25 protein-coding genes and 2 pseudogenes are annotated in these 22,891 nt (G+C 61.8%); 13 read left to right on the top strand and 14 right to left on the bottom strand.

Going from position 1 to position 22,891, the window contains the following annotated elements; translation table 11 throughout:
* Positions 1–94: 94 nt before the first annotated feature.
* The gene (locus ASF84_RS14295) at positions 95–958 is read right to left on the bottom strand and encodes an aldo/keto reductase family oxidoreductase (protein WP_056839433.1); all 864 of its coding nucleotides are present in this window, start codon (positions 956–958) and stop codon (positions 95–97) included.
* 97 nt (positions 959–1,055) lie between these two features.
* Here ASF84_RS14295 and ASF84_RS14290 point away from each other — a divergent pair, with 97 nt between their 5' ends.
* Complete coding sequence (locus ASF84_RS14290; RefSeq protein WP_056839431.1) at positions 1,056–1,970, top strand: LysR family transcriptional regulator; 915 nt, start codon at positions 1,056–1,058, stop codon at positions 1,968–1,970.
* Positions 1,971–1,995: 25 nt separating this feature from the next.
* Here ASF84_RS14290 and ASF84_RS14285 read toward each other — a convergent pair whose 3' ends face one another.
* Positions 1,996–2,547: a lipocalin family protein gene (locus ASF84_RS14285; RefSeq protein WP_082481592.1), complete on the bottom strand. Its 552-nt coding sequence runs from the start codon at positions 2,545–2,547 to the stop codon at positions 1,996–1,998.
* Between the two features lie 217 nt (positions 2,548–2,764).
* On the opposite strand from ASF84_RS14285, the gene ASF84_RS14280 reads away from it, so the two are divergent.
* The 3 genes from ASF84_RS14280 to ASF84_RS28520 are packed head-to-tail and all read left to right on the top strand — an operon-like array spanning position 2,765 to position 4,769.
* The gene (locus tag ASF84_RS14280; protein WP_056840149.1) at positions 2,765–3,076 is read left to right on the top strand and encodes a DUF6482 family protein; all 312 of its coding nucleotides are present in this window, start codon (positions 2,765–2,767) and stop codon (positions 3,074–3,076) included.
* Positions 3,070–4,614 carry a cryptochrome/photolyase family protein gene (locus ASF84_RS14275; RefSeq protein WP_056839429.1) on the top strand — a complete coding sequence of 515 codons (1,545 nt, stop codon included), beginning with the start codon at positions 3,070–3,072 and terminating at the stop codon, positions 4,612–4,614. Before ASF84_RS14280 ends, ASF84_RS14275 begins: the two co-directional genes overlap by 7 nt.
* Positions 4,611–4,769: a DUF2256 domain-containing protein gene (locus ASF84_RS28520; RefSeq protein WP_082481590.1), complete on the top strand. Its 159-nt coding sequence runs from the start codon at positions 4,611–4,613 to the stop codon at positions 4,767–4,769. Before ASF84_RS14275 ends, ASF84_RS28520 begins: the two co-directional genes overlap by 4 nt.
* Positions 4,770–4,779: 10 nt before the next feature.
* Here the strand turns inward: ASF84_RS28520 and ASF84_RS14270 are convergent, their stop codons facing one another.
* Positions 4,780–5,487, bottom strand: a complete 708-nt coding sequence (locus tag ASF84_RS14270; protein WP_056839428.1) for an NUDIX hydrolase — start codon at positions 5,485–5,487, stop codon at positions 4,780–4,782.
* A gap of 1 nt (position 5,488) precedes the next feature.
* Positions 5,489–6,034: an adenylyltransferase/cytidyltransferase family protein gene (locus tag ASF84_RS14265; protein ID WP_056839425.1), complete on the bottom strand. Its 546-nt coding sequence runs from the start codon at positions 6,032–6,034 to the stop codon at positions 5,489–5,491.
* Positions 6,035–6,330: 296 nt separating this feature from the next.
* On the opposite strand from ASF84_RS14265, the gene ASF84_RS14260 reads away from it, so the two are divergent.
* Genes ASF84_RS14260 through nadE form a run of 3 tightly spaced genes read left to right on the top strand, consistent with a single transcriptional unit; the run spans position 6,331 to position 9,056 of the window.
* On the top strand, positions 6,331–6,978 hold the full coding sequence (locus tag ASF84_RS14260) for an isochorismatase family protein (RefSeq protein WP_056839423.1): 648 nt from the start codon (positions 6,331–6,333) through the stop codon (positions 6,976–6,978).
* 12 nt (positions 6,979–6,990) lie between these two features.
* Entirely contained in the window at positions 6,991–8,208 is a 1,218-nt protein-coding gene (pncB, locus tag ASF84_RS14255; RefSeq protein WP_056839422.1) for a nicotinate phosphoribosyltransferase, read from the top strand.
* A gap of 14 nt (positions 8,209–8,222) precedes the next feature.
* Complete coding sequence (nadE, locus tag ASF84_RS14250; RefSeq protein ID WP_056839420.1) at positions 8,223–9,056, top strand: ammonia-dependent NAD(+) synthetase; 834 nt, start codon at positions 8,223–8,225, stop codon at positions 9,054–9,056.
* 9 nt (positions 9,057–9,065) lie between these two features.
* Here nadE and ASF84_RS14245 read toward each other — a convergent pair whose 3' ends face one another.
* Together ASF84_RS14245 and ASF84_RS14240 are read right to left on the bottom strand one after the other, a co-directional pair.
* Entirely contained in the window at positions 9,066–10,280 is a 1,215-nt protein-coding gene (locus ASF84_RS14245; RefSeq protein ID WP_056839418.1) for a type II toxin-antitoxin system HipA family toxin, read from the bottom strand.
* Positions 10,280–10,624, bottom strand: a complete 345-nt coding sequence (locus ASF84_RS14240; RefSeq protein WP_056839416.1) for a helix-turn-helix domain-containing protein — start codon at positions 10,622–10,624, stop codon at positions 10,280–10,282. The genes ASF84_RS14245 and ASF84_RS14240 overlap by 1 nt, the downstream gene beginning before the upstream one ends.
* Before the next feature lie 518 nt (positions 10,625–11,142).
* Here ASF84_RS14240 and codB point away from each other — a divergent pair.
* Genes codB through codA form a run of 3 tightly spaced genes read left to right on the top strand, consistent with a single transcriptional unit; the run spans position 11,143 to position 14,884 of the window.
* Positions 11,143–12,408, top strand: coding sequence for a cytosine permease (gene codB, locus ASF84_RS14235; protein ID WP_056839414.1), 1,266 nt, complete (start codon positions 11,143–11,145; stop codon positions 12,406–12,408).
* Entirely contained in the window at positions 12,405–13,628 is a 1,224-nt protein-coding gene (locus ASF84_RS14230) for a PucR family transcriptional regulator (RefSeq protein WP_056839412.1), read from the top strand. Before codB ends, ASF84_RS14230 begins: the two co-directional genes overlap by 4 nt.
* On the top strand, positions 13,625–14,884 hold the full coding sequence (gene codA, locus ASF84_RS14225; RefSeq protein ID WP_056839410.1) for a cytosine deaminase: 1,260 nt from the start codon (positions 13,625–13,627) through the stop codon (positions 14,882–14,884). The genes ASF84_RS14230 and codA overlap by 4 nt, the downstream gene beginning before the upstream one ends.
* Before the next feature lie 213 nt (positions 14,885–15,097).
* Here codA and ASF84_RS14220 read toward each other — a convergent pair whose 3' ends face one another.
* The 8 genes and pseudogenes from ASF84_RS14220 to ASF84_RS14185 all read right to left on the bottom strand — a co-directional run bounded on the left by ASF84_RS14220 (position 15,098) and on the right by ASF84_RS14185 (position 21,052).
* Positions 15,098–15,349, bottom strand: coding sequence for a metallothionein (locus ASF84_RS14220; protein ID WP_056839408.1), 252 nt, complete (start codon positions 15,347–15,349; stop codon positions 15,098–15,100).
* Between the two features lie 38 nt (positions 15,350–15,387).
* Entirely contained in the window at positions 15,388–16,557 is a 1,170-nt protein-coding gene (locus ASF84_RS14215) for a zinc-dependent alcohol dehydrogenase (RefSeq protein WP_056839405.1), read from the bottom strand.
* The gene (locus ASF84_RS14210; protein ID WP_056839403.1) at positions 16,557–17,402 is read right to left on the bottom strand and encodes an SRPBCC family protein; all 846 of its coding nucleotides are present in this window, start codon (positions 17,400–17,402) and stop codon (positions 16,557–16,559) included. Before ASF84_RS14210 ends, ASF84_RS14215 begins: the two co-directional genes overlap by 1 nt.
* A 64-nt stretch (positions 17,403–17,466) precedes the next feature.
* A pseudogene (locus ASF84_RS14205) lies at positions 17,467–17,975 on the bottom strand (ferritin-like domain-containing protein).
* A gap of 87 nt (positions 17,976–18,062) precedes the next feature.
* Entirely contained in the window at positions 18,063–18,341 is a 279-nt protein-coding gene (locus ASF84_RS14200; protein ID WP_056839401.1) for a hypothetical protein, read from the bottom strand.
* Between the two features lie 286 nt (positions 18,342–18,627).
* A pseudogene (locus ASF84_RS14195) lies at positions 18,628–19,199 on the bottom strand (alpha/beta fold hydrolase); the annotation flags it as partial.
* A 380-nt stretch (positions 19,200–19,579) separates the two neighbouring features.
* Complete coding sequence (locus ASF84_RS14190) at positions 19,580–19,948, bottom strand: histone-like nucleoid-structuring protein, MvaT/MvaU family (RefSeq protein WP_056839398.1); 369 nt, start codon at positions 19,946–19,948, stop codon at positions 19,580–19,582.
* A gap of 267 nt (positions 19,949–20,215) precedes the next feature.
* The gene (locus ASF84_RS14185) at positions 20,216–21,052 is read right to left on the bottom strand and encodes a DMT family transporter (protein WP_056840148.1); all 837 of its coding nucleotides are present in this window, start codon (positions 21,050–21,052) and stop codon (positions 20,216–20,218) included.
* Between the two features lie 312 nt (positions 21,053–21,364).
* Here ASF84_RS14185 and ASF84_RS14180 point away from each other — a divergent pair, with 312 nt between their 5' ends.
* The 3 genes from ASF84_RS14180 to ASF84_RS14170 all read left to right on the top strand — a co-directional run bounded on the left by ASF84_RS14180 (position 21,365) and on the right by ASF84_RS14170 (position 22,859).
* The gene (locus ASF84_RS14180) at positions 21,365–21,745 is read left to right on the top strand and encodes a DUF2946 domain-containing protein (RefSeq protein ID WP_056839396.1); all 381 of its coding nucleotides are present in this window, start codon (positions 21,365–21,367) and stop codon (positions 21,743–21,745) included.
* Positions 21,746–21,867: 122 nt separating this feature from the next.
* Positions 21,868–22,437, top strand: coding sequence for a putative natural product biosynthesis protein (locus tag ASF84_RS14175; protein ID WP_056839394.1), 570 nt, complete (start codon positions 21,868–21,870; stop codon positions 22,435–22,437).
* Between the two features lie 14 nt (positions 22,438–22,451).
* Positions 22,452–22,859 (top strand): DUF2946 family protein, encoded by a 408-nt coding sequence (locus ASF84_RS14170; RefSeq protein WP_056839392.1) that lies wholly within the window; start codon positions 22,452–22,454, stop codon positions 22,857–22,859.
* The last annotated feature ends 32 nt before the right edge of the window (positions 22,860–22,891 follow it).

Below are 22,891 nucleotides of genomic sequence, written 5' to 3'. Positions count from 1 at the left end.
AAGGCCTGCGTGCGCCACAGCGTAAGTGAGCAACGTCCGGAGCAAAAGCCCCCGTCTTTTCATAGCGTCTGTGAAGGCTCGTCACACCTGCATGTCATACCAAGGTGTCCAGTGCCTGCAACGCCTCTTGATCCAGGGTCAATTCAGCCGCTGAAAGATTCTCCTGCAAGTGCACCACCGAGGACGTGCCGGGAATCAGCAGGATATTCGGCGCACGTTTCAACAACCAGGCCAGGGCGACACGCAAAGGGGATGCATCGATACGCCGGGCCACCTGTGAAAGCGTCTGTGATTGCAGCGGCGTGAACCCACCCAGCGGGAAAAACGGCACATAGGCAATGCCTTGCTCGCCCAGCGTCGCAATCAATACTTCGTCCTGACGGTGGGTCAGGTTGTAGTGGTTCTGCACGCAGACTATGTCGGCGATGCCCTGGGCCTGGCGGACCTGGGTCGGGGTGACGTTGCTCACGCCCAGATGGCGGATCAGGCCTTGGTGTTGCAATTCGGCCAGGGCCGTAAAGGACGCCTCGATCGAGCCTTCTGCCGGCGCCTGATGGTTGCCCCAGGCGCGCAGGTTGACCACCTCCAGCGTATCCATGCCCAGGTTTCTGAGATTGTCATGCACCGCGCGGGTCAGTTCTGTCGGGCTTTGCGCCGGCAGCCAGGCGCCTTTGTTATCGCGTACGGCGCCGACCTTGGTGACGATCAACACGTCAGGCGAGTAGGGGTGCAGCGCTTCGCGAATCAACTGGTTGGTGACGTGCGGGCCATAGAAGTCGGCCGTGTCGATATGGTTGACGCCGGCCGCCACGGCCGCTTGCAGTACGGCGATGGCGGCCTTGTGGTCTCTGGGTGGGCCAAAGACGCCAGGGCCTGCCAGTTGCATGGCGCCGTAGCCCATGCGGTTGACCGAACGGCCCCCGATCAGAAAGGTTCCTGCTGCCTGTGCGTCGCTCATTTCAATGCCCTTGTGCTGGTTGAGCAGCCACTATAGGCATTGACCGCTGTCCCGATAATCAGGTGCAATCGGCACAGGCTGTACGGGTGAGCGGACAATGCTGAACAATATTCAAGACCTTGTGGCACTGATGACGGTTGTGAAGGCCGGCGGCTTTCGTGAAGGCGCACGCCTGAGCGGCAAATCGTCCTCAAGCCTGAGCGAAGCGGTGCGGCGGCTGGAGACTGAACTGGGCGTACGTCTGCTCAATCGCACCACCCGCAGTGTGGCGGTGACGCAGGCCGGGGCACGGTTGCTGGAGCGTATCGTGCCGGCACTGGCGGAGGTCGAGGCGTCGCTGGATGTGGTCAATGACTACCGCGACCGGCCCTCCGGCACGCTCAAGCTGAATGTGCCGGCCAGCGCCGCCACACTGGTGCTGCCAGGCATCCTGACGCCGTTTCTCAAGGCTTACCCTGACATTCGTGTCGAAGTAATCGTCGAAGAAAGCTTTGTCGATTTGCTCAAGCAAGGCTGCGATGCCGGCATTCGCTATGGCGAGCGGCTGGAACAGGACATGATTGCCATCCCGGTCGGTCCGCGCATTCAACGCATGGCCACCGCCGCCTCGCCGGCTTACCTCAGTGCGCGCGGACATCCCCGGCACCCCAGTGACTTGCTGGCTCATGCCTGCCTGCGCGGTCGGTTTCCCAGCGGGGTGATGCCGCTGTGGGAATACGAGCATGACGGCGAAACCCTGTGCATCGACCCCACCGGACCGTTGATCGTGCGGCTGGGTGGCGGGATCGATCTGGCCATCGAGGCGGCCCTGGCAGGGCTGGGGATCATCAACCTGTTCGAAGACTGGCTGGCGCCGCACCTGGCCAGCGGTGCGCTGGTGCCGGTACTCAAGCCGTGGTGGCAAGCCTTTCCGGGGCCCTATCTGTATTACCCCGGCAGGCGCTATCTGCCGTCACCGCTGCGGGCGCTGGTGGACTTTATCAAGGACGCCAACGCTCAGGTCCCGACATGACGGTGGCCTGAGCGTCGGGCTGCGATCATTCGGCTTCGCGCCAGACCAGCTTGCGGGTGTCGTAGCCCTGCTTGCGTGCGGTGTCGAGCAGTTGCTCGCGCACTTCATCGGTGACCACGGCCGAGCGCGACAGCAGCCAGAGGTATTCGCGGTTCGGGTGGCCGACCAGCGCCACGCGGTAATCCTGGTCATGGTAGAGCACCCAGTACTCGCCCTTGGTCAGGCCTGGCAGCAGGCGGCTGAACCAGTTGTCGAACTGCACCCAGAGCTTGTCGGTCTTGCCCGGCACTTGCGGCTCGGCGATGCCTTGCACCTGATTGGTCTGCCCATCCTTTTCCCGGCAACGGTTGATCACGTCGATGCGGCCATCTTCACGCAGCGTGTACCTGGCTTCGGACTGTACGCAATTGCGCTGGAAGAACATCGGCAAGCGCGCCAGCTCATACCAGGTGCCCTGGTAGCGCTCCAGGTCCACTTGCATGGTGGCCGGTGCATTCTTGTCGTCGCTGCCGGAACCTGCGCATCCGACCAGCGTCAGCATCAGGCATGAGAGCAGCACAGTGGTACGCATTTTCATGAAAAACCTCTTGAGAGCGCTGTTGAAAGAGTGGGCCGCCAGGGCGCGTCTGTCTTTCGATACAAAGCAGGACGGAAAGTTGTACCGGTCTGGCAGGTAATGCCGAAAAAACTATACAAAGTCCATTATTTGTACAATATTTTCTGCGCCATTCAGCGCACCTGAAGACAAACGTGAATTCTCAAGAGGGCGGTACAGCATGGGCCAGGACACGCAAATGAACCTGCAACGCTTTGTGGCGCAGGCCAGGGCCGGGCAAATCGATCAACTGGAACTGTTCTCGCTGGAGGGCGGTTTCTATCTGCTGCGCGTGCAGTCACCGCACGGTCTGCAGTACCTGGTCGACAAACACGGCGAAACCGTGCGCTTGCGCTCGACCACCCATCTGCGCGACTTGTTGCAGGAACACGACCTGCCGGCACTGCCCTGTGTGCTGGTGCAGCATGTGGTCCACGACGAGATGTGCGGGCGGCGCGACGGGCCGATCGAACCCTTGCGCCTGCCCGTGAACCTGGAGCGTCAATGGTAGAAACCCGGGGCCCGCGTCTAGGCCTGGTGCTGGGCGATCAACTGTCGTTCAACCTGGCGGTATTGCAGGCACTGGATCCGCAGCGCGATGTGCTGTTGATGGCCGAAGTCGACGCTGAGGCACGCTACGTGCCCCATCACCCACAGAAGATCGTGCTGATCTTCAGTGCCATGCGCCATTTTGCCCAGGCCCTGCGCCAGCGCGGCTGGCAGGTGCACTACGTGACCCTGGACGCGCCTGATAACAGCGCCAGCATCGCCGGCGAATTGCAGCGCTGGCAGCAGGCGCTGGGTGCCACGCAGGTGCATGTCACCGAATGCGGGGAATGGCGCCTGGAGCAGGCGCTCAATGACAGCGGGTTACCTTTGGTGTGGCATGCCGACAAGCGCTTTCTGTGCTCGCGCCAGGCCTTTGCCGGGTGGGCCAGTGGCCGCGCGAACCTGCGCATGGAGCCGTTCTACCAATGGATGCGCAAGCGCAGCGGCCTGTTGCTCGAGCCTGACGGCAGCCCCTCGGGCGGCGCCTGGAATTTCGACAGCGATAATCGCAAGTCGCTGCCACGCGGCCTGCGCGGACCGTTCCCGGCCCGTTTTGCGCACGATGCCATTACCTTGGAGGTGTTGGCCCTGGTGCGTGAGCGCTTCGCTGACCACTATGGCCGTGTTGACCGTTTCGACTACCCGGTGACCCACGCACAGGCGCAATCGCTCTGGCAGCACTTTCTCGAGTTTTCCCTGGCCGCCTTTGGCGATTACCAGGACGCCATGGCCGAAGGCGAGCCGTTCCTGTTCCATGCGCGCATCAGTGCGGCGCTGAACATCGGCCTGCTGGACCTGCGCCAGCTCTGCGCCGATGTCGAGAGCGCGTATCGACTGGGCCGCATCAGGCTCAATGCCGCCGAAGGGTTTATCCGGCAACTGATTGGCTGGCGCGAATACGTGCGCGGCGTGTACTGGTGGCGGATGCCCGAGTATGCCGACCTCAACGCCTTCGGCAACCGGCGGCCGCTGCCCGGGTTCTACTGGACCGGCACCACCGGCATGCGCTGCATGGCCCAGGCGATAGACCAGACCCTGGAACTGGGCTACGCCCACCACATTCAGCGGCTGATGGTCACCGGCAACTTTGCGCTGCTGGCCGGCATTGCACCGCAGGCGATCTGCGATTGGTACCTGGCGGTCTACATGGACGCCTTCGACTGGGTCGAGCTGCCCAACACCCTGGGCATGGTGATGCACGCCGATGGCGGCTACCTGGGCTCGAAACCCTATTGCGCCAGTGGCCGTTACATCCAGCGCATGTCCGATTATTGCGGCGCCTGCCAGTACCGGGTGGAGCAGGCCGTGGAAGACGATGCCTGTCCGTTCAATTCGCTGTACTGGCATTTCTTGATGCGCCACCGCCAGCAACTGGCCGACAACCCGCGGCTGGCGATGGTCTATCGCAACCTGCAAGGCCTGCCTGAAAGCCGCCGCCAGGCGCTGTGGCAACGCGGCGAGACCTTGCTGGCCAGGCTCGATGCCGGGGAGGCGCTATGAAACGCGTAAAGAAAGCCGATCTGCCGCACAAGACCTGTGTGACCTGCGGTTTGCCGTTCAGTTGGCGCAAGCGCTGGGAAAAATGCTGGGACGAGGTGCGCTATTGCTCGGAACGTTGCCGGCGGTCTAAAAGCACACCTGATAGCCGCCTCTGATCCAGAAGACTCAATCCAGAAAACTGCGATCGAACAGGTACAGGCTGCCGGGCTTGAGGTTGTCGAGCGTCGCTTGCGGGCGGCCGCCTTCGCCGTTTTTCTTGCGGCCGGACTCTTGCAGGTAACCGGCCTCGGTCATTTTCATCAAGCGCTGGCGGATGCTGGTCTTGAGCACCGGGCGCTGCAGCACCAGGGAAAAGATGTTCACCGCTTCCGGGGCGCTGAATTCCGGGCCCAGGAACATCAGCGGCAGGCTGCTGTACATCGACTTGGAGAACAGCCGTTCATGGGCGCGGGCGACCAGTTGATTGTGGTCGAAGGGCAGCTTGAACGCCCCTGAAGCAACCTCCTTGAGGGCAAAGAAGCCCTGGTGCGGCGCCAGTTCGATGTGCTCGCTGAAAATGGCCAGGTAGAACGTCGAGGACGACCAGCAGCGCGGATCACGAAACGCGTCGCCCACGGTGCCGACCTGCTCGGTCCAGGCCAGGGGCATGTCCACCTTGGGTGAGCGGCGCAGGCGCTCCAGGGCGTCATCGAGGGTGCGGTCCTCGACATCGCCATTGACCACGATGCCGGGCAGCGCCCAGTGGTTGGCGAAGGGCTCGTTGTCGCGCTGGTTCAGCAGGATCTGCAGGGCCTGGGTGTCGCGGCAGTAGCGCAGCACGCATAAGTCGATGGTGTGCAGATAGGCACTTCTTGGGGTGATGCGGTCTTGCATATCAGTGTCCGTGTGCGGCGTAGAGGCCGTAGTTTAGCGGATTCATACCCGGTGCCATCCAGTGCGGTGGCACCGGTTCGCCATTGATCAGGCGCTCACGCAGGGTGCTGCTGCGCACGCCGATCTGTTCGTCGATGCAGATCACCGCAAAGCGTTCCAGCAATTCCCGGCCGCGATAGAAACGCGGCAGTTGCTGGAGTACATCCGGGCCGACCACCAGCGCCAGCGCGTGATCCGCGATGCCCAGGCAGCGCGCCATATGGTCGAGCAGGGTATAGCTGTAGATCGGGCCGGCTTGCTGCGCGGCCAGGTGCTGCTCCGTGTCGCTCACACAGATGTCGGCGGCACAGTCTTTTTGCACATGGGCGACGATGCTGCGCAGCCATTGCAGGCGCACCGCGTAATCGGCCATGCACTTGCCGTCCGGGTGACGAAAGCTGGGCATGACCATCACTTTGCGTGCCTGGCGCGACGCTTCGATCATGACCCGGGCGTGGCCGGCGTGGGGCGGGTTGAAGGCGCCGCCATAAAGCGCTATCTCATGCATGTGCACACCTCATAAAGTTCATGACGTGTACTTTATGGCCGGGCGGGCTTGGATGGAAGTCTTTTTTAACCTGTCTGTTTCAGGCCGCCATCTGTAGGAGCGACCAACGGTCGCGAAAAGCCAGCCTCATCAGGAATTTTCTAACCCTTTATAATCAGCATTCGCGGCCGATGGTCGCTCCTGCGAGCCTTGTACCTGCCGGTCGTATAGGCGGCCCGGAAAATTATCCAGTCTGGAGGGGTTGCTTTGTAAGTACACGACATGTACCTTTGCTTCACGAGACGGAGGTACACGACATGAACCAATCACTGATGATCACGGCTTCTTTCGATGTCGATGCACAAAAAAGCTTTACGCCGCTGTGCCCGGATGAACTGCCGGTCGCCGGTGGTGATCAGATCGGCACCGAGCTGAACTTCATGGCCACCCTGGCCGGCCTGCGTATCGGCAGCAAGGACGCTCACAGCCCGCAAGCCCCCTGGGTCGTGGCACAGCACACACAGATGCTGCAGCCCACCGGACTGGAGCATGCCGACCTGACCTGGGTCAGCCACTGCGTACCGGGCACTGAAGGCTTCACCCTGCTGGATGAACTGCCAGCCCCCTGTGACTACGACTATTTCGTCTGGAAGGGCGTCGAGCCCGAACTTCACCCGTACGGCGCCCTCTACCACGACCTGCACGGCAAGCTTTCGACCGGTGTGATCGAGTTTCTCAACAGCCGGGGCGTGCAACAGGTGATCGTCGGCGGCCTGGCCCTGGACTACTGCGTCAAGACCACCGCCCTGCAACTGGCAGGTGCAGGCTTCAAGGTGATTGTCCACCTGCCGGCCTGCCGCGCCATCAGCGAGCCGGGCGCGGCCCAGGCCATCGAAGACATGCGTAACGCCGGGATCGCCACTGCGGCCACCCGGGACCAGACCCGCCAATTGGCCGGCCAATAAGGAGCAATACTCATGGACAGTGCATTCGACCGCAGCAACGGCGTGATCCAGAGCTTGCTGGACACCGATTACTACACCTTCACCATGATGCAGGCGGTGTTGCACCAGCACCCCAACGTCGATGTGGAGTACCTGTTCATCGTTCGCTCCAAGGAGTCGCTCGGGCACCTGATTCCGGAGATTCGCGACGAGCTGGAAAAGCTGTCCGACCTGCAGATGCGTGAAGGCGAGCAGCGTTTTCTGTTCAACAAGCACTCGCGTGAATACCTCACGCCTGATTTCGAGCAGTTCCTGGGGCTGTTTCGCTTCAACCTGCGCTACATCCATGTCGCCGAGGTCGATGGCCAACTGAATATCCGCGTTCGCGGGCCGATGCTGCATTGCATCATGTTCGAGCAGCCGGTCCTGGCCATGGTCAGCGAGTTGCGCAACCGCGACAAATACCCGGACGTGGAACTGGCCGACGTCACTCGCCGGCTCTACCAGAAGTTCGAGTGGCTGGAGAAGAACGCCAGCGCCGAAGAACTGGCCGAGCTGCGAGTCTCGGACTTCTCGACCCGTCGTCGCCTGTCGTTCCGCACCCAGCGCGAAGTGGTCGACATCATGCGCAAGGACTTTCCCGGGGTGTTCGTGGGCACCAGCAATGCGCACATTGCCTACGAGTTCGACCTGCCGCTGATCGGCACCATGGCTCACCAGTGGCTGATGGTGCACCAGCAACTGGGCCGCCTGCGTGAGAGCCAGAGCACGGCGCTGGAAAACTGGGTGCATGAATACCGTGGCCGGCTGGGCATCGCCCTGACCGACTGCATCAGCACCGACTTTTTCCTCAAGGACTTCGACCTGTATTTCGCCAAGCTTTATGACGGCCTGCGCCAGGACTCCGGTGACCCGATCGTCTGGGCCGACAAGGTGTTACAGCGCTACAGCGAACTGGGCATCGACCCCAAGACCAAGGACCTGATGTTTTCCGATGGCCTGAACTTCGAGAAATGCCTGCCAATCCTGCGGCACGTGCGCGGCAAGGCCCGCTTCGGCTTTGGCATGGGCACCAGCCTGGCGTGCGATGTCGACGGTGTGGAGCCACTGAGCATCGTCATGAAGCTGGTGCGGGTACACGGTGAGCCGGTGGTGAAGTTTTCCGACGACCCGATCAAGAACGTCTGCGAAGACGCCTCGTTCCTGCAATACGCCGCTCAAGTCTTCAGTGTCGACTTGAACAACCAATGAAGGGAGAACCCACCATGAGCACCGCACTGCAAGCTGATATAGCCCGCGAACTGGGTATCAACCAACAGTGGCCCGCCGGCAGCGAAGCACATGAAGTTGCCCGCCGTACTGCCTTTATCCAGCAGGTGTTACAGGATTCCGGCTGCAAGACCCTGGTGCTGGGCATCAGTGGTGGCGTCGACTCGCTGACCGCCGGGCGCCTGTGCCAGCTGGCCGTGGAACAACTGCGCGAACAAGGCCACGATGCACGCTTTATCGCCGTGCGCCTGCCGTACCGCACCCAGGCCGATGAGCGCGATGCCCAGGCGTCGCTGGACTTCATTCGCCCGGATCTGATCACCACCAGCAACATTGCCGAAGGCGTCGATGGGTTGATGGCTGCCATCAGTATCGAGGGCCTGCAGCCGACACCCGAGCAGGTCGACTTCGCCAAAGGCAACGTCAAGGCCCGGGCACGAATGGTCGCGCAGTACGCCATTGCCAACTTCACGAATGGCCTGGTGGTGGGCACCGACCATGCCGCCGAAGCGCTGATGGGCTTTTTCACCAAGTTCGGTGACGGCGCCTGCGACCTGACACCGCTGTCGGGCTTGACCAAGAGCCAGGTGCGCCTGTTGGCCGATGCGCTGGGGGCGCCGGCGCACCTGGTGCACAAGGCACCGACGGCGGACCTGGAAGAACTGCAACCGGGCAAGCTCGATGAAGTGGCCTACGGCTGCAGCTACGCCGAGATCGACGCCTACCTGATGGGCGAGGAGGTGGTGCCGGCGACACGGGCATTGATCGAGGAGGCCTACCGGCGTACGGCGCACAAGCGCGCACTGCCGTGTGTTCCGGACGCTGCTTGATTCACGGCCTTAGACCAGCATGCGGGCGGCGCCCACCGCTTCGCATGCCGCCTGCAAGTCCTGGCCCTTGAGCCATTGGCCGTAATAGTCCTTCAGTTCATCTTCCCAGCCGGCGACCTCTTCCAATACCTTCTCGGCCTCGTCACGCGACAACGCAAAGTGCGCATGATGGCTGAGCAGGTTGGCGCGACTGATCTGGCTGCCACTACGGCCCACGGCCATGGCCAGGGTCTTGGCAGGGCCTTCCTCAAGAATCGGCAGAACATCGTAGAGCGGCGACAGGCGCCATTGTCCGTCAAGCAGCAGGATGGCGTGGTTACGCGGGTGGTCGTCGCTGTTGCCTACCAGCGCGTTGTAGCACATGCGCCTGAACAGCTCTTGCAGGTCGTGGTCCGGCACCCCGCGCCGGCGCATCTCGTCGGCCACCGCCGCGTAACGCCAGTCGGGGTGATGGACTGCATGCCAGTCGGCATCCAGCAGCGTCAGCGCACTGAGCATCGGGATGCGGCGGGCGCCATCGGCCAGAGGCGTGCGATCAAAGCGCTTGATCAGCAACGTGGCCGGGTGCTCGGCATGCAGGGCGGTGCTGGCCACGTTCAAGCCCTTGCTGGCGGCAAAGTTCATGCAGGCAAATTCGATGGCGGGAAAATCATACTCATCGTAGCGGTCGCGCGGCTTGGCCAGGATCAGCATGCCCTGGTCCTGCAGCGTGCGCTTGGGCCGCGCCCCGCCCAGGGACGAGCGTTGCTGGCGAATGTTCAGCAGCCTGATCGATTGCTCGTCCAGTTGACCGTCGTACACCGCTTCACAGGCTGCGACGAACTTCGCCAGGCCCTTGAGTGTGGGCACCGTGCTGTCGCCCAGGCCTTGCGGGGGCACGGTGGACGTACCGACCATGAGGTTGCCGATGCGGTCATGGTTGGGGGACTTGAGCAGGTAATCGATGGGCGCCAGCGCCTGGCCGTAGGCGCGGTGCAGCAGACGCTCGCCCCAGCCATCGGGCATGGCGTCATTGATGAAGCCTGGTATGCCGCGGTTCTTGACGATGCCGGTGTAAGGCTCGGCGCGCAGGGGGTAGTGAATCGGGTCGGGCACCCAGCCGCCGCGGGCGACGTGATCGGGCGCGTAGACGAATTCGCCCTGACGACCGCTCAGGGTCAGCCGGCCCAGGGTCATGACCTCGCCGCTGTGAGGGTCCTGCATGTACACATAAGCGCGCGACATCAGAAATCCCCCGGCTTGGGTTTGCTCAGTCTGACGCGCTTGGATGCCAGGCTGGCGTGGGCATCTTCATCTTGGGTGAAGCGTGCGATCTCGGAGCTGTGCTCGATGCCGTCCAGGGTATTGAACGCCACTTCGGTCAGGCCCAGGCGCCACAGCACCAGCATGAACGAGCGCAGGTCGACTCGCTCCGAACCGCTCTCGATCTTACGCAGGGTGTGGGGCGAGACGCCGATGGCCTGCGTCAGATCGGCCTGGCGCAAGCCCTGAGCAAGGCGCCTTGCCTTGACCAGAAGCCCGATTTTGCTGAGCGTGTCGGCACAGGCAACGGGAAAATAGTCGTTCATAGTATTTGTCTGAGTGAGCCTTAGACCAGATAAGGTGAATGCTAGCATGTATTACGCTGGATTCTGCCTTTATAAAGTTAACTAGATTTAATCTTAAAATACTTAATGCTCGCCTTCATTAGCCTTATAAGCGCTAATCTAGAGGGTGTACCGTTTCTTGCAGGCGCAGCTTCAGCTGCATCGAGTGCGCAGCGCTCGTAGAAATCTGTGAAACGCCACCTATTTACGACTGCTAACGCAGCCTATCGCGGCTGAAGCCGCTCCTGCACTTGGCTGGTTTCAGCGCAAAAGGCGCAAGCGCCGTTCATTGACCCAATAGGGTGCGTAAACGCTTGAATAAAGGGCGTTCAGCACAGCAAAAATCATTTTTACGGCAAATTGATGTGCACGATGCACATAGCCGCATAGTCCCCGCGCCTCGTTTTTTCCCGAATCCAGACCTCTGCGAAAGCGGCCTGGTAATTGCTCCTGTTCCTGTGCGCTTCTTACTCACACCCGCACGCCAGCAGGAGAAGAAAATGAGTTCATCCGGTGATTTCCCGTTAACCGAAGCCCCGGCGTCTGCACGCAAGGGCCTGTTGTCCATTTCCATGGTGCTGTTCAGTTTTACCTTCTTCACCGGCACCATGTTTGCCGGTGGCAAGCTGGGCATGGCGTTCTCGTTTGTCGACATGCTGTGGATCGCCGCCATCGGCAACAGCCTGCTGGCCCTGTATGCCGCCGCCTTGGCGTTCATTGCCTCGCGCAGTGGGCTGAACACCGTGCTGATGGGGCGCTTTTGTTTTGGTGAGGCCGGCAGCCGGCTTTCGGATTTCCTGCTCGGCTTTGCCGAACTGGGCTGGTACGCCTGGGGCACGGCGACCGTGGCCATTGTGCTGGTGAAAATCCTGGGGCTGGCCGAGGGCCTGACCGTCCCGCTGATGATCGTGTTCGGCTTCGGTTTCAGCCTCACGGCGATCGTGGGCTTCAAGGGGCTGGACCGGCTGTCGCGGGTCTCGGTGCCGCTGATGTTCATTCTGCTGGTGGTGTCGATGGTGATCGCCACCCGTCATGTCGGCGGCTTCGCCGGGCTGGCGGCGGTCATTCCACACGAGACCATGACCTTTTCCGCCGCAGTGACCATGGTGTTCGGCACCTTCGCCAGCGGCGCCACCCAGGCCACCAACTGGACCCGGCTGTCGAAGACCGGGCGGGCGGCGATCATTGCCAGCGTCATCAGCTTCCTGGTCGGCAATGGCCTGATGGTGGTGGCGGGGGCCTGGTGTGCCATCGTCTACCAGCAGGCCGATATCGTCGAAGTGATGATCCTGCAAGGGCTGTCGTTTGCCGCCGTGATCATGCTGTGCCTGAACCTGTGGACCATCCAGGGGCCGACCATCTACAACGTGTCGGCCGCCGCCTGCCACCTGCTGCGCAGTGAGCGCCGCCGGACCATGACCCTGGTGGCCGCCGCCGTGGGTGTGGTGCTGGCCATCGGTGGCATGTACGAGATGCTGATTCCGTTCCTGGTGTTGCTGGGCTCGATTATTCCGCCGGTGGGTGGCGTGATCATGGCGGACTTCTGGTATCGCCATCGCGGCCAGTACCCGCTGCTGGCCACCACCACACTGCCGCGCTACAACTACAGGGGCCTGACCGCCTACGCGGCCGGGGCGCTGGTGGCGTACAGCTCGCCGTGGGTGGCGCCACTGGTGGGCATCGCGGTGGCCGCCGTCTGCTATATCGGCCTGCTGCAGTTCAGTGGCCGGCGTGCGGCCGTGGGCTCGGTGTCGGGGCCGCAATGAGCCTGACCGTCGAAGAAGTGCTCAGGCTGCCGGGGCTCGAGCCGCTGACGGTACGGGCCAGTGCACGCTGCCTGCACCGTACTGTGCGCTGGCCGTATGTGGCCGAGAACGAAGGCATTGCCGAATGGGTCATGGGCGGTGAGCTGGTATTCGTCACCGGCATCAACCACACCCGTGATGAAGCCAACCTGCTGAGCCTGGTGGAAGACGGCGTGGCCATGGGCATTGCGGGCCTGGTGATCCTGGTCGGCGGCTCATTTATCCAGCGTATCCCGCAAGCCGTCATTGACCGGGCCGAGCAGCACGGCTTGCCGCTGATCGAGCAGCCTTACCTGCTGAAAATGGTCTTTGTCAGTCACACCATCGGCACGGCCCTTGTGCATATGGCCCAGGCCCGGCGTTCGCAGCAGGACATCCTCAGTCAGTTGCTGAGTGGCGATTACCCGAGCCTGGCGATTGCCCGACAGCGCGCCGCGCATGCGCAGTTGCCGGTGGACGGCCCGCGCCGTCTGGTGGCGCTGCGCCTGTCTTCGGTGAGCGTGCTGTTCGAGCAGCACAACCCGGTACTGGCCGAGCAGCGTTTGCAGCAAACCCGACAAGCCTTGCAGGACCATCTTGAAACCTGGAATCGCAGCCTGCATGAACCGCTGCCGGTGATCCAGCAGGGCGACCTGTTCATCCTGCTGTTGCCGGAATCCGCTACCTGGCGGGCCGACCTGATGGGCCTGTACCAGAATGTCACGGCGCTGATCGGTGACCTGACCCTGTTCATGGGGCTGGCCACACGCGTTGAGGACTGCGGGCGTTATCGCCAGGCTTTGAACGAGGCCCGCCAGGCGCTCGATGTGGCGGAAACCCTGCACCCGGCCAGCGGCTTCTGCGATTTCAGTGAACTGGGCGTGCTGCGCCTGTTGCAGGGCATCGGCGATCGCTCGGTGATCGACCACTTTGTGCAGCAGACCCTCGGCGCCCTGATCGAGCCCTCGCGCAAGCAGCCGTTTGCACTGATTGAAACCCTGGACGCCTGGCTGCAGGAAAACGGCAACGGCCACAAGGCCGCCAACCGCCTGGCGATCCACCGCAACACCATTAACCAGCGGCTCCAGCGCATCGAGCAGCAAAGCGGCCAGTCGCTGGAAGACCCTCTTTTTCGTATGAATGCCTCGGTCGCGCTGCTGGTGTGGCGCCTGACCAAAGTCCAAAGCAAGGAGTCGACATGAACATCATCAACGCCCGCCTGCGCGGCAAGACCGGCCTGTTCCGCCTCGAAATCAAGGACGCGAAGATTGCCGCCATCGTCGCCCAGGCGGCGGCTGTGCCGGCCAGCGGCGCCACCGATCTGGATGCCGGGCAAAACCTGGTGACGGCGCCCTTTGTCGAGCCGCACATTCATCTGGACGCCACGCTGACCGCTGGCGAACCGAGCTGGAACATGAGCGGTACGCTGTTCGAAGGTATCGAGCGCTGGGCCGAGCGCAAGGCGCTGGTGACCCACCAAGACACCAAGGTGCGGGCGCGCAAGACCATCGAGATGCTGGTCGACCACGGTATCCAGCATGTGCGTACCCATGTCGATGTCACCGACCCCAGCCTGGCGGCGCTCAAGTCAATGCTGGAGGTGCGTGAAGAAACCCGGCACCTGATCGACCTGCAGATCGTGGCCTTTCCCCAGGAAGGCATCGAATCGTTCAAGAACGGCCGCGCGCTGATGACCGAAGCGGTGGCGATGGGCGCCGATGTGGTGGGCGGTATCCCGCATTTTGAAAACACCCGCGAGCAGGGCGAATCGTCGGTGAAATTCCTCATGGACCTGGCAGAGCGCACCGGCTGCCTGGTGGATGTGCATTGCGACGAAACCGACGATCCGCACTCGCGCTTTCTGGAGGTGCTGGCCGAACAGGCGAGGGTACGCGACATGGGCGAACGGGTGACCGCCAGCCATACCGTGGCGATGGGTTCCTACGACAACGCCTACTGCTACAAGCTGTTCCGTCTGCTCAAGCAGTCGCGGATCAACTTCATTTCCTGCCCGACCGAGAGCATTCACCTGCAAGGGCGCTACGACGGTTATCCCAAGCGCCGTGGCCTGACCCGGGTGGCCGAGATCGACCGGGCCGGCCTGAATATCTGTTTCGGCCAGGACTCGATCGTCGATCCGTGGTACCCGCTGGGCAACGGCAATATCCTGCGCATCCTGGAGGCGGGCCTGCATATCTGCCACATGCTTGGCTACGAAGACCTGCAGCGCTGCCTGGACCTGATCACCGACAACAGCGCCCGCACGCTGCATCTGGGCGAACGCTACGGGCTGGAAGTGGGGCGGCCGGCCAACCTGCTGATCCTCTCGGCACCTGATGATTACGAAATGATCCGCAGCCAGGGGCAGGTATTGATGTCGATCCGCGCAGGCAAGGTCCTCATGCAGCGCCACCCGGCCCGTATCACCAGGCACCCCGATCTGAAGATCGCCCCGTAGGAGCGCGCTCTGCCCGCGACCGGCTGCGCAGCAGTCGTAAATTTTCAGCGTTTCATAAATTTTAAATGCGTCCACAGCTCAGCATTTGTGGCGTCTGGCAAATTTTGCGAGCGCTGCGCACTCGGTCGCAGCATTCCGGCATCCCGGCAAGCGCGCTCCAGGCCTTGCGGCGCGAGAAGCTGATACTTCCCGGCGCCACAACGCCCGCTGGGATTACGGCGAGATCGGATCGCTCGCCGGGAAGGTTTCTTCCACCGCTTCGTCCAGTTGCCTGTCGCTGACCGTGCGTTTTTCCAAGGCCTGTTCGCAATGGCAATTATCGGACGGGCAGGGCGCACCATTGGGGTGATGGTCGGCACAGGCCTCGCTGCACCAGGTCTTGCCGTCCCGCTCTACGGGGGCGTGGGCATTCACCGAGCAGGTGCAGCCCGGGCATGCGCAAAGTTCTGTCGTGGTAGCTGACATAACGCTCTCCTTACTTCATGGCCTCTTGGCGCGAGGCATCAGGGTTTGAATACGGCACGCAGGCACTGGTCGTTTTTCTCCTTGAACAATCGGTAGCCTTCGGGTGCATCTTCCAGGCTCATCGGGTGGGTCAGCAGGTACGAAGGGTCCAGTTCGCCTTTCTGGATGTGTTCGAACAGCGTACGGGCATAGCGCTGGCCGGGCTGCTGACCGGACTTGAGGGTCAGTGCCTTGTTGACGATGGCACCCATGGGAAACTTATCCAGCAACCCGCCGTAGACACCGATCACCGAAACCGTGCCGCCTTTACGACAGGCCCGTATGGCCTGGCGCAGCACGGTGCCGCGTTCGGTGTGCAGCCTCAGCATCTGTTTGGCCTTGTCGTAGGCATGGTCGATTTCGGTGCCATGAGCTTCCATGCCCACGCAGTCGATGCAGCGATCCGGCCCGCGGCCACCGGTCAGCTCCAGCAAGGCCTCGTGCACATTGGTGTGTTCATAATTGATGACGATGGCGTTGCCGCGCTCTTGGGCCAGTTTCAGCCGGTCAGGGTAGCGGTCGATGGCAATGACGCGTTCAGCGCCCAGCAGGTAGGCGCTGCGGATCGCCATTTGCCCCACACCGCCGCAGCCCCAGACCGCCACGGTATCGCCGGGCTGGATGTCGGCGATGTCGGCGGCAAAATAGCCAGTGGGCGCGGCATCGGAGACGAACAGGGCCTGTTCGTCGCTGACGCCTTCGGGCACCTTGAACAGGTTGGTGTCGGCATACGGCACGCGGATATAGGTCGCATGGCTGCCCGGATAACCGCCGAAGGCGTGGCTGTAGCCCAGGATGCCGCAGCACGGCTGCCCGTAGGCCAGGTCCGTGACCGACGGGTTGGGGTTGGAGTTGTCGCAACAGGAAAAATCGTTGCGCTGGCACGGATCGCAGTGGCCGCAACCGATGATCGAAATGCTGATCACCTTGTCGCCTTTGCCCAGGCCCGTGACGCCTGGGCCAACCTCGACGATTTCGCCCATGAATTCATGGCCGATGATGTCGCCAGGCTTCATGGCTGGCACGTAGCCGCCCAGCAGGTGCAGGTCCGAGCCGCACACGGAAGAGAGCGTGACGCGAATGATCGCATCGCGCGGGTTGAGTATCGAAGGGTCGGCCACGTTGTCGACCTGCAGTTTATTGGGCCCTTGCCAGGTCAGTGCGCGCATCAGACCACCCCCTTTTCAATGGCTACGCCGGTTTTTACGGCGGGCTCGTCCTTGTCTGGCGCCACCCCGGTCTCCGGGGTGCCATGGACATAGAAGAAGTCGCGGTCGTCATCGGGGCGCAGGCGGTTAGTGGTGACCTCACCGGTTTCCAGTTGCTGCTTGATCGCCCGCAACGCATTGAGCAGGGCTTTGTCGGTAAACAGGCCAATCGCACGCGCCAGGCCATAGCCCAGCGTCCCCAGGGTGGGCTTGCAGATAACCACCGCCTTGAGCTGCGTACCGCGCCCTGCCGGTGCAGGCGCCAACGCGACCGAGACCACGTGTTGCCAGGGTGAACCATCCGGCGTCTTCCATTGCAGGGTATGCGCGTCTTGTGTCGAGGCCGTGCGGGTGAGCGTGCACCGCACCTGGCGCCCTGCGGGGGCGCGCAGGGTCCAGCGCGTAGTATCGGGACCTGTTTCTTCAACCCGGTCGACCCAGCGCAGCAGGGGACCGACATTTTTTTCGGCCTGGATGAATTCACGCACTTCATCCAGCGGCCGGTTGATGGTAATGCTGCGCATGATGGCTTCACTGACGGGCCAGTCATGCTCGACACTGAAGCGCTGCTCGAAAGGCGTGGGCGTCAGCGCTTGCTTTAACGCGCAATGCCCCGTTGCACCACGAAACACCGCATAGGCGCCTGCCGCCACTTGCAAGGCACCGCTCAGGCCACCCTTGTACCAGCCGTGCAGCAGCAGCGCAGCGCCGCCGCCCACTGACAGCCGGCGCTCGGCCGGCGTCATCGCGCCACGCGGACCGTTGTGGTGATCGGTGTGAGTCGCTACCAGAGGATGTTCAGGCATATCAATCTCCTTGAGTTGTCGACGCCGCCGCCCGGCCTGCATGGGCCCTGACAGCGACGAGCCATCAGCGCTTGGCTTGAGCGTGGGGATTTTCCGAGCGTTGCAGGAAGGCTGCCGTGATCTGCGGCAGATGCTCTCTGAGCCAGTCGGCCATGGCGATTTCCTGCGGCAGGATCTGTTCGCAGGCGCGACGTGTTTCAGTGTCGCCGGCCAGGCGGGCGGCTTCGATCAACACGGTGTACATGGCGATCTCAATGTTTTCGAACACATAGCCGCTCATGGCGCCCTTGACCACTTCGTCGCTCATGGTCATGCCGCCGACGGCTTGGCCGAAGGCCATCAACTTGCCGCCGATGTCCTTGAGTGTCGAAGGACTGCTGCCCAGCCGGTTGAGGCATCCCTCGAGCAATTCGCGCTGCCCGCGGGTTTCCTCGATGTGTTGAACGATGCGCTGCTTGAGTACGGGGTAGTTTTCGAGGCGCTCGGATTGCGCCTTGAGCATTTTTCCGCCTGCTGTTCCATCGCATGCGCGTCACGCAGCCAGTCGAGCAGGTTTTCCTGAACCGTTGCCATGATTCAATCCTCCGTCGGTGATGTTTTCGATAGAAAAAATCGCGCCGCTTGAGGTTCCCTGTCTGACAGGTGGGGCCTGATGAACGGTTATTTAATAATGTAGTTGTACAAGCCCATGGCACAGGAGATCAGCGCAAGAGACAAAATGAACGCCGACACCGCGGCACCCACGTACTCATGGCTGTAGGGGAAGATAGACCGTGCCTGTTCGGTCGACAGGCTTTTCAGGTAGCGGTAGCGAACAACGAAATAAACCAGGCTGATGCAGGGGTAGATAAAGATCACCAGCATGAGCAGTTTGCCCCCGCCCACCAGAGCCAATAGCACAGCCGTCATCAGATAACTGCCATTCACCCAGGCATCCATTTTCTTGAGCCTTAGATGAACGTTGCGGCTGGGTTCTTTATCGCGGCTTATTCGGCGAGGGTGCATCCTGATCTCTTGAGTGGGACTTTACATACCGGAACATTACAGACTCCGGGCTATGGCTCCAACATCAATGTGCGCCAGACGATGGCGGGCATCGAATCGGGTTGCAGGGCAACAGGGTCCGTATTCGACACAGCCTCGGGATCTATTGGCTTTGGTTTGTTGTCTGGCAGGTGAAGGGGGGTATCGATCACCCCATCATCGTTATCGACAGTTGTCATGCTCAGGCATCCAGAAACGCCGTCACGCTTGCCACGAAGCGAGCATGGTGCTGAAAAATACCGCCATGCCCGGCATCTTCGTAAATGATCAAATGTGAGTTCGCAATGCGCCTGGCCAGATCAGCAGAGTGCGCCGTAGGGACCATGATGTCGTTATCGCCGTTGGCAATCAGTGTGGGAATCCTTATCCGGTCCAGAGAATGGGGCGGCTGTCGGCCCCAGGCGACGATAGCCTGTAATTGACGCCAGAACGCGATGGGCGTGGCGGGCTTGTCGCGGTCCGTCCTGCGTTCTTTCAAGCGTTGCAGAAAATGCCTGGCAGCTTGCTGTCCATTGGCTGTTGAGGTGAAAAACAGGTAGGCCTTTGGATCACGCGACGTGAATAACCCCTTGAGCATCAAAGGCCAGCTCACCGACCAGACACAGTCGATGCCTGCGCCACCCGCCGGCCCTGTACCGGTGAGCACCAGCCGGCGCACCAGGTCCGGCGCGCTCAGCGCTATTTCCTGGGCCACGAAGCCCCCAGTGAAAACCCCAGCAGGTCGACCTTGTCGAAGCCCAGCGCCCGGATGACATCATAATTAAGGCGATGAGGTCAGAGAAGGCGGCGCGAGAGGGATATAAGAGGAGCGATGGCCTTGGGCAGGAAACCACTCGGTAACTGTATTTATATACAGTTACCGGGTGGTTGCCTGATTTTCCTGCTTGCTCATGCGGTTCAGCACCTGATCTTCAGCGCAAAAGGCGCATGACCCAATGAACACTGGGCTTGCGGGAAGGGCGGGGGCGTGCAATAGCATTTTGAAAAAAGGTCAGGCCTGGAAAAAGTGTCAAGATTACGGGGGGGTTCAAGATAGCTGTATGAATATACAGCCATAGACGCAGGGCAGACGCTTTTCCTGCCTGCACGAAAAAGGGCCCCTTGGGGCCCTTGTCCGTCACAGCCAGATCCGGTCAGGACAGCCACGACTCAACGGTGTCCGAACCGTGCTCGGACTTCCACTCTTTCAGGGTCTTGTGATTGCCACCCTTGGTCTCGACCACTTCACCGGTATGCGGGTTCTTGTATACCTTGACCGAGCGAGGCTTGCGCGGCGCTTTTTCCGGGGCCGGTGCAGGGCGACCGGGCTTGGCAGCCAGGCGTGGATCCAGGACCGAGATAATGTCCTTGAGGCTCTTGTTGTAGTCGCCCAACAAGGCACGCAATTTGGTCTCAAACTCGATTTCTTGTTCAAGACCCTTGTCGCCTTTCATGGCCTCCAGTGCAGCGAGTTGCTCGGCAAGGTGACGTTCAAGTTGGCGGAATTCAGCAAGTTTAGACATTGGAGCTCCATGCAGGGGGAAGATTAACGGGGTTAATTACTATGACCGGTGGCCGGGATATGAGTTGCACTTAATTATGAATATCTTGCCATTACACTTTTCAGCGGCGCTGTCATTGCAGGACCCCGCCTTTGAATCTGGCAGACGGCTGCGAAACCGGGGCATTGAAAGTTACCGCCTTGTGCGCACGGATGGGCCATTGAAAGAAGACCGGTGCGGACACTGCGCCTGCGAAGAGTAAAGGCGCTTGCCAATGCGTTAAGTCTTTTAATTGGACCGCACTTGCGCACGCCGTGACATCAACACCAGGGTAATCCCCACAAGCACGGCGCACGACGCCAGCACCAGCCGCAGCGAGAGGCTTTCGCCCAGGAATATCAAGCCGCCGACAGACGCCAACACCGGAACACTGAGCTGCACCGAGGCCGCCTGGAATGAACCGAGCCTGGGCATCACCCTGTACCAGAGGGCGTACCCGATCCCGGAGGCAATGGCACCGGAGACCAGCGCTGCAATGACACCGGCCAGCGTCATCCGGATCTCATCGGCCTGCAGCAGCGCAACAAGCACAATGGCGGGAATGGCCAGCATGAAGTTGCCCGTCGTTGAACCCAGCGGGCTTGATGCCCCCTTTCCCAGAATCGAATAAATGCCCCAGGCCATCCCGGCGATGATCATGATCATTGAGCTGATGAGGGGCGGGGCGCTGCTGCCTGGCAGCAGCAGCGCGACCAGGCCGGCAGACGCGATCAGCAATCCGGCGACGGCGGGGACCGACAGGCGCTCGCCCCGGAACAGTCCATAGCCGACGATCGTCATCTGCACAGCGCCAAACAACAGCAGGGCGCCGGTGCCGGTGTCGAGCTGCACGTAGGCGTAGGCAAACCCCAAGGCATAGACAAACAGCGATAACGCACCTTTCCAGTTGCCCTGCATGCTTTCGGTTTTTGTGCGCAGGCTGGAAATCAACCACAACGCCAGCGCCCCGCTCAACAGGCGCACAAGGGTAAAGGCCACCGGGTCGATGGCCTCGCCGCGCAGGGCCACCCGGCACAGTAACGAATTGGCTGCAAAGGCGAGCATGGCAAGCGCCGTCAGCAGCATCAGCCGGTGCTGTTTGCTCAAGGGGGCGATCAGGCTGGAACTCGGGTTCACTTATTATTCCTCCACGGGGTCGGGTCGGATGGGTGATGGATTGGCGTTCAGCCCGTCCAGCCTGAGCATAGGGCTTCAAGCAGGCCGCGCCACGGTAAAGGCACTAAAGCGCATAGATGCACTGCGACAATCTGTCCACCCCCCTGGCAGGCAGGCCTTGCGCAGGAACCGGCGGGCAAGGGGTGTGGCAGTCGGTCGCAGGCCGTGCGGCCAGGGCGCCTCCCTTCAAGCGGGCGGCTTTAGGTGCTAAAGTCGCCGCCCATGAAAAAGTCACCTACCCACCGCACCTCCATCGTAATGGCACTGTATTTTTGCGTGCTATTCAATGTGCTGTCGTGCGGTATAGGTCATGGGCAGGCCCTCGGCATGGCCCTCAATGGCATCGGTGGCAGCTATTGCAGCCTGGGCAGTAATGCTTCGGCCTTGAGCGATCAACAGGATAGCGCCCTGAGCGCTGCCGACTGGGGCAACTTGTTCACGTGCCCGATGGGCTCGGCGAGCCTGCTGGTTCTGGTGTTTCTCATCGCTGTTGCCTGGCTGCTGGCACGCGCCAACCGCCCGGCCGTGATGCGCGAGGTGCGCAGCCAGGCACCGCCACGTTACTGCTGGCCTTCGGCCAATCCTCGAGCTTCTCCTTTCTGATACGGCTTGCGCTTTAGCGTTGGGCAGGCCTTTGCCTGCCGGCGAACGCTGACGGTAATCCCGGGTCGCCCTGCACAGGCGGCACGGGCCTGCCGCAGGCTATCTGAATTGAGGAGCACACAATGTCTCGTACCCTGACGGGGCCGGCCCTGCTGGAAGCCCTTGCGCGCCCGGCGCACAAGGTCGATGCCCGGCTGCCGTTTCCCGATTACCCCTGCAATGCCCGCAGTTTCGTCAACCTGGATGCGCGCCTGTTACCGTACTGGCACACCTTGTTCGACGTCTGCCCTGGCTTGCTCAAGCTTGACCCGCCGGAAGGGCTTGAACTGTTTCGTCGCTTCATGACCTGGGCCTATCGTCATCACCCGGCCCTGGACTGGACCTATTACATCAGCGTGTGCCGCTGGTTGCTGGGTTCGCCGTACAAGGCGCGGGTTACCGAGGAGCATGTCGAGGCCTTCATGGTGGCGGCTGCGGCGCTGTGGGTGACCGCCGATGTGTCTCAGGCGCGTGGCCTGCTACTGGCCTGGCAACCGATGGCCGATGTGGTGGTGGAATGGAAGCCGGGGATGCAGCCAACCATGGCCTGGCCGCACGAAAACCTGCCACCACCGCCTTGGGTATTTTCCTGGAGCCCGCTCAGCGGCAAGGGCCAGGGCGGATTCCGGCGTTGGCTGCCGGTGCCGGGTTGAGCCAGGAACCGATCATGAACCTGTCCCGGACCGACCGCTCACTGATGGCATGGATGCTCTACGCCAGCGTGCTGTTCAGTCTGTTCGCGTACAGCCTGCACCATGGGCAAATGGCGGGGCTGGCGCTCAGCGGGCTCGACGGCGGTTACTGCTCGATGGACAGTGGCGCCGGCCTGGGGCAGGGCAGTGGCGCCGATCATCTCCAGAAGGCCGCCGCACAGCTGTCCTGCCCATTGTGTTCGACCTCCGGCATGGCCCTGGCCCTGAACTCGCTGGGTTGGGGATTGCACGCGGTCTTTCTGGGCGCGAACGCACCGATTGTCGTGCGCAGTTGGGCCCAGCCGCCACCGCGTGACCTGTGGCCCTCGCGCAACCCCCGCGCGCCACCCGTGCCTATTCCCGCTGTGACCCCAACCGTCTGAGTCCGTCAGCCTGCGCCTTGTCGCAGCCGGAA

Source organism: Pseudomonas sp. Leaf127, from assembly GCF_001423155.1.
Lineage (GTDB): Bacteria > Pseudomonadota > Gammaproteobacteria > Pseudomonadales > Pseudomonadaceae > Aquipseudomonas > Aquipseudomonas ovata.
Note: the sequence above shows the minus strand (reverse complement) of the source record. Positions and strands in the feature narration are given on the sequence as shown.

Coding starts and splice junctions, on each gene's coding strand:
- ASF84_RS14295 (WP_056839433.1), bottom strand. CDS start 958: ATGAGCGACGCACAGGCAGCAGGAACCTTTCTGATCGGGGGCCGTTCG.
- ASF84_RS14290 (WP_056839431.1), top strand. CDS start 1,056: ATGCTGAACAATATTCAAGACCTTGTGGCACTGATGACGGTTGTGAAG.
- ASF84_RS14285 (WP_082481592.1), bottom strand. CDS start 2,547: ATGAAAATGCGTACCACTGTGCTGCTCTCATGCCTGATGCTGACGCTG.
- ASF84_RS14280 (WP_056840149.1), top strand. CDS start 2,765: ATGAACCTGCAACGCTTTGTGGCGCAGGCCAGGGCCGGGCAAATCGAT.
- ASF84_RS14275 (WP_056839429.1), top strand. CDS start 3,070: ATGGTAGAAACCCGGGGCCCGCGTCTAGGCCTGGTGCTGGGCGATCAA.
- ASF84_RS28520 (WP_082481590.1), top strand. CDS start 4,611: ATGAAACGCGTAAAGAAAGCCGATCTGCCGCACAAGACCTGTGTGACC.
- ASF84_RS14270 (WP_056839428.1), bottom strand. CDS start 5,487: ATGCAAGACCGCATCACCCCAAGAAGTGCCTATCTGCACACCATCGAC.
- ASF84_RS14265 (WP_056839425.1), bottom strand. CDS start 6,034: ATGCATGAGATAGCGCTTTATGGCGGCGCCTTCAACCCGCCCCACGCC.
- ASF84_RS14260 (WP_056839423.1), top strand. CDS start 6,331: ATGAACCAATCACTGATGATCACGGCTTCTTTCGATGTCGATGCACAA.
- pncB (WP_056839422.1), top strand. CDS start 6,991: ATGGACAGTGCATTCGACCGCAGCAACGGCGTGATCCAGAGCTTGCTG.
- nadE (WP_056839420.1), top strand. CDS start 8,223: ATGAGCACCGCACTGCAAGCTGATATAGCCCGCGAACTGGGTATCAAC.
- ASF84_RS14245 (WP_056839418.1), bottom strand. CDS start 10,280: ATGTCGCGCGCTTATGTGTACATGCAGGACCCTCACAGCGGCGAGGTC.
- ASF84_RS14240 (WP_056839416.1), bottom strand. CDS start 10,624: ATGAACGACTATTTTCCCGTTGCCTGTGCCGACACGCTCAGCAAAATC.
- codB (WP_056839414.1), top strand. CDS start 11,143: ATGAGTTCATCCGGTGATTTCCCGTTAACCGAAGCCCCGGCGTCTGCA.
- ASF84_RS14230 (WP_056839412.1), top strand. CDS start 12,405: ATGAGCCTGACCGTCGAAGAAGTGCTCAGGCTGCCGGGGCTCGAGCCG.
- codA (WP_056839410.1), top strand. CDS start 13,625: ATGAACATCATCAACGCCCGCCTGCGCGGCAAGACCGGCCTGTTCCGC.
- ASF84_RS14220 (WP_056839408.1), bottom strand. CDS start 15,349: ATGTCAGCTACCACGACAGAACTTTGCGCATGCCCGGGCTGCACCTGC.
- ASF84_RS14215 (WP_056839405.1), bottom strand. CDS start 16,557: ATGCGCGCACTGACCTGGCAAGGGCCCAATAAACTGCAGGTCGACAAC.
- ASF84_RS14210 (WP_056839403.1), bottom strand. CDS start 17,402: ATGCCTGAACATCCTCTGGTAGCGACTCACACCGATCACCACAACGGT.
- ASF84_RS14200 (WP_056839401.1), bottom strand. CDS start 18,341: ATGGATGCCTGGGTGAATGGCAGTTATCTGATGACGGCTGTGCTATTG.
- ASF84_RS14190 (WP_056839398.1), bottom strand. CDS start 19,948: ATGTCTAAACTTGCTGAATTCCGCCAACTTGAACGTCACCTTGCCGAG.
- ASF84_RS14185 (WP_056840148.1), bottom strand. CDS start 21,052: ATGCTGCTGACGGCGCTTGCCATGCTCGCCTTTGCAGCCAATTCGTTA.
- ASF84_RS14180 (WP_056839396.1), top strand. CDS start 21,365: ATGAAAAAGTCACCTACCCACCGCACCTCCATCGTAATGGCACTGTAT.
- ASF84_RS14175 (WP_056839394.1), top strand. CDS start 21,868: ATGTCTCGTACCCTGACGGGGCCGGCCCTGCTGGAAGCCCTTGCGCGC.
- ASF84_RS14170 (WP_056839392.1), top strand. CDS start 22,452: ATGAACCTGTCCCGGACCGACCGCTCACTGATGGCATGGATGCTCTAC.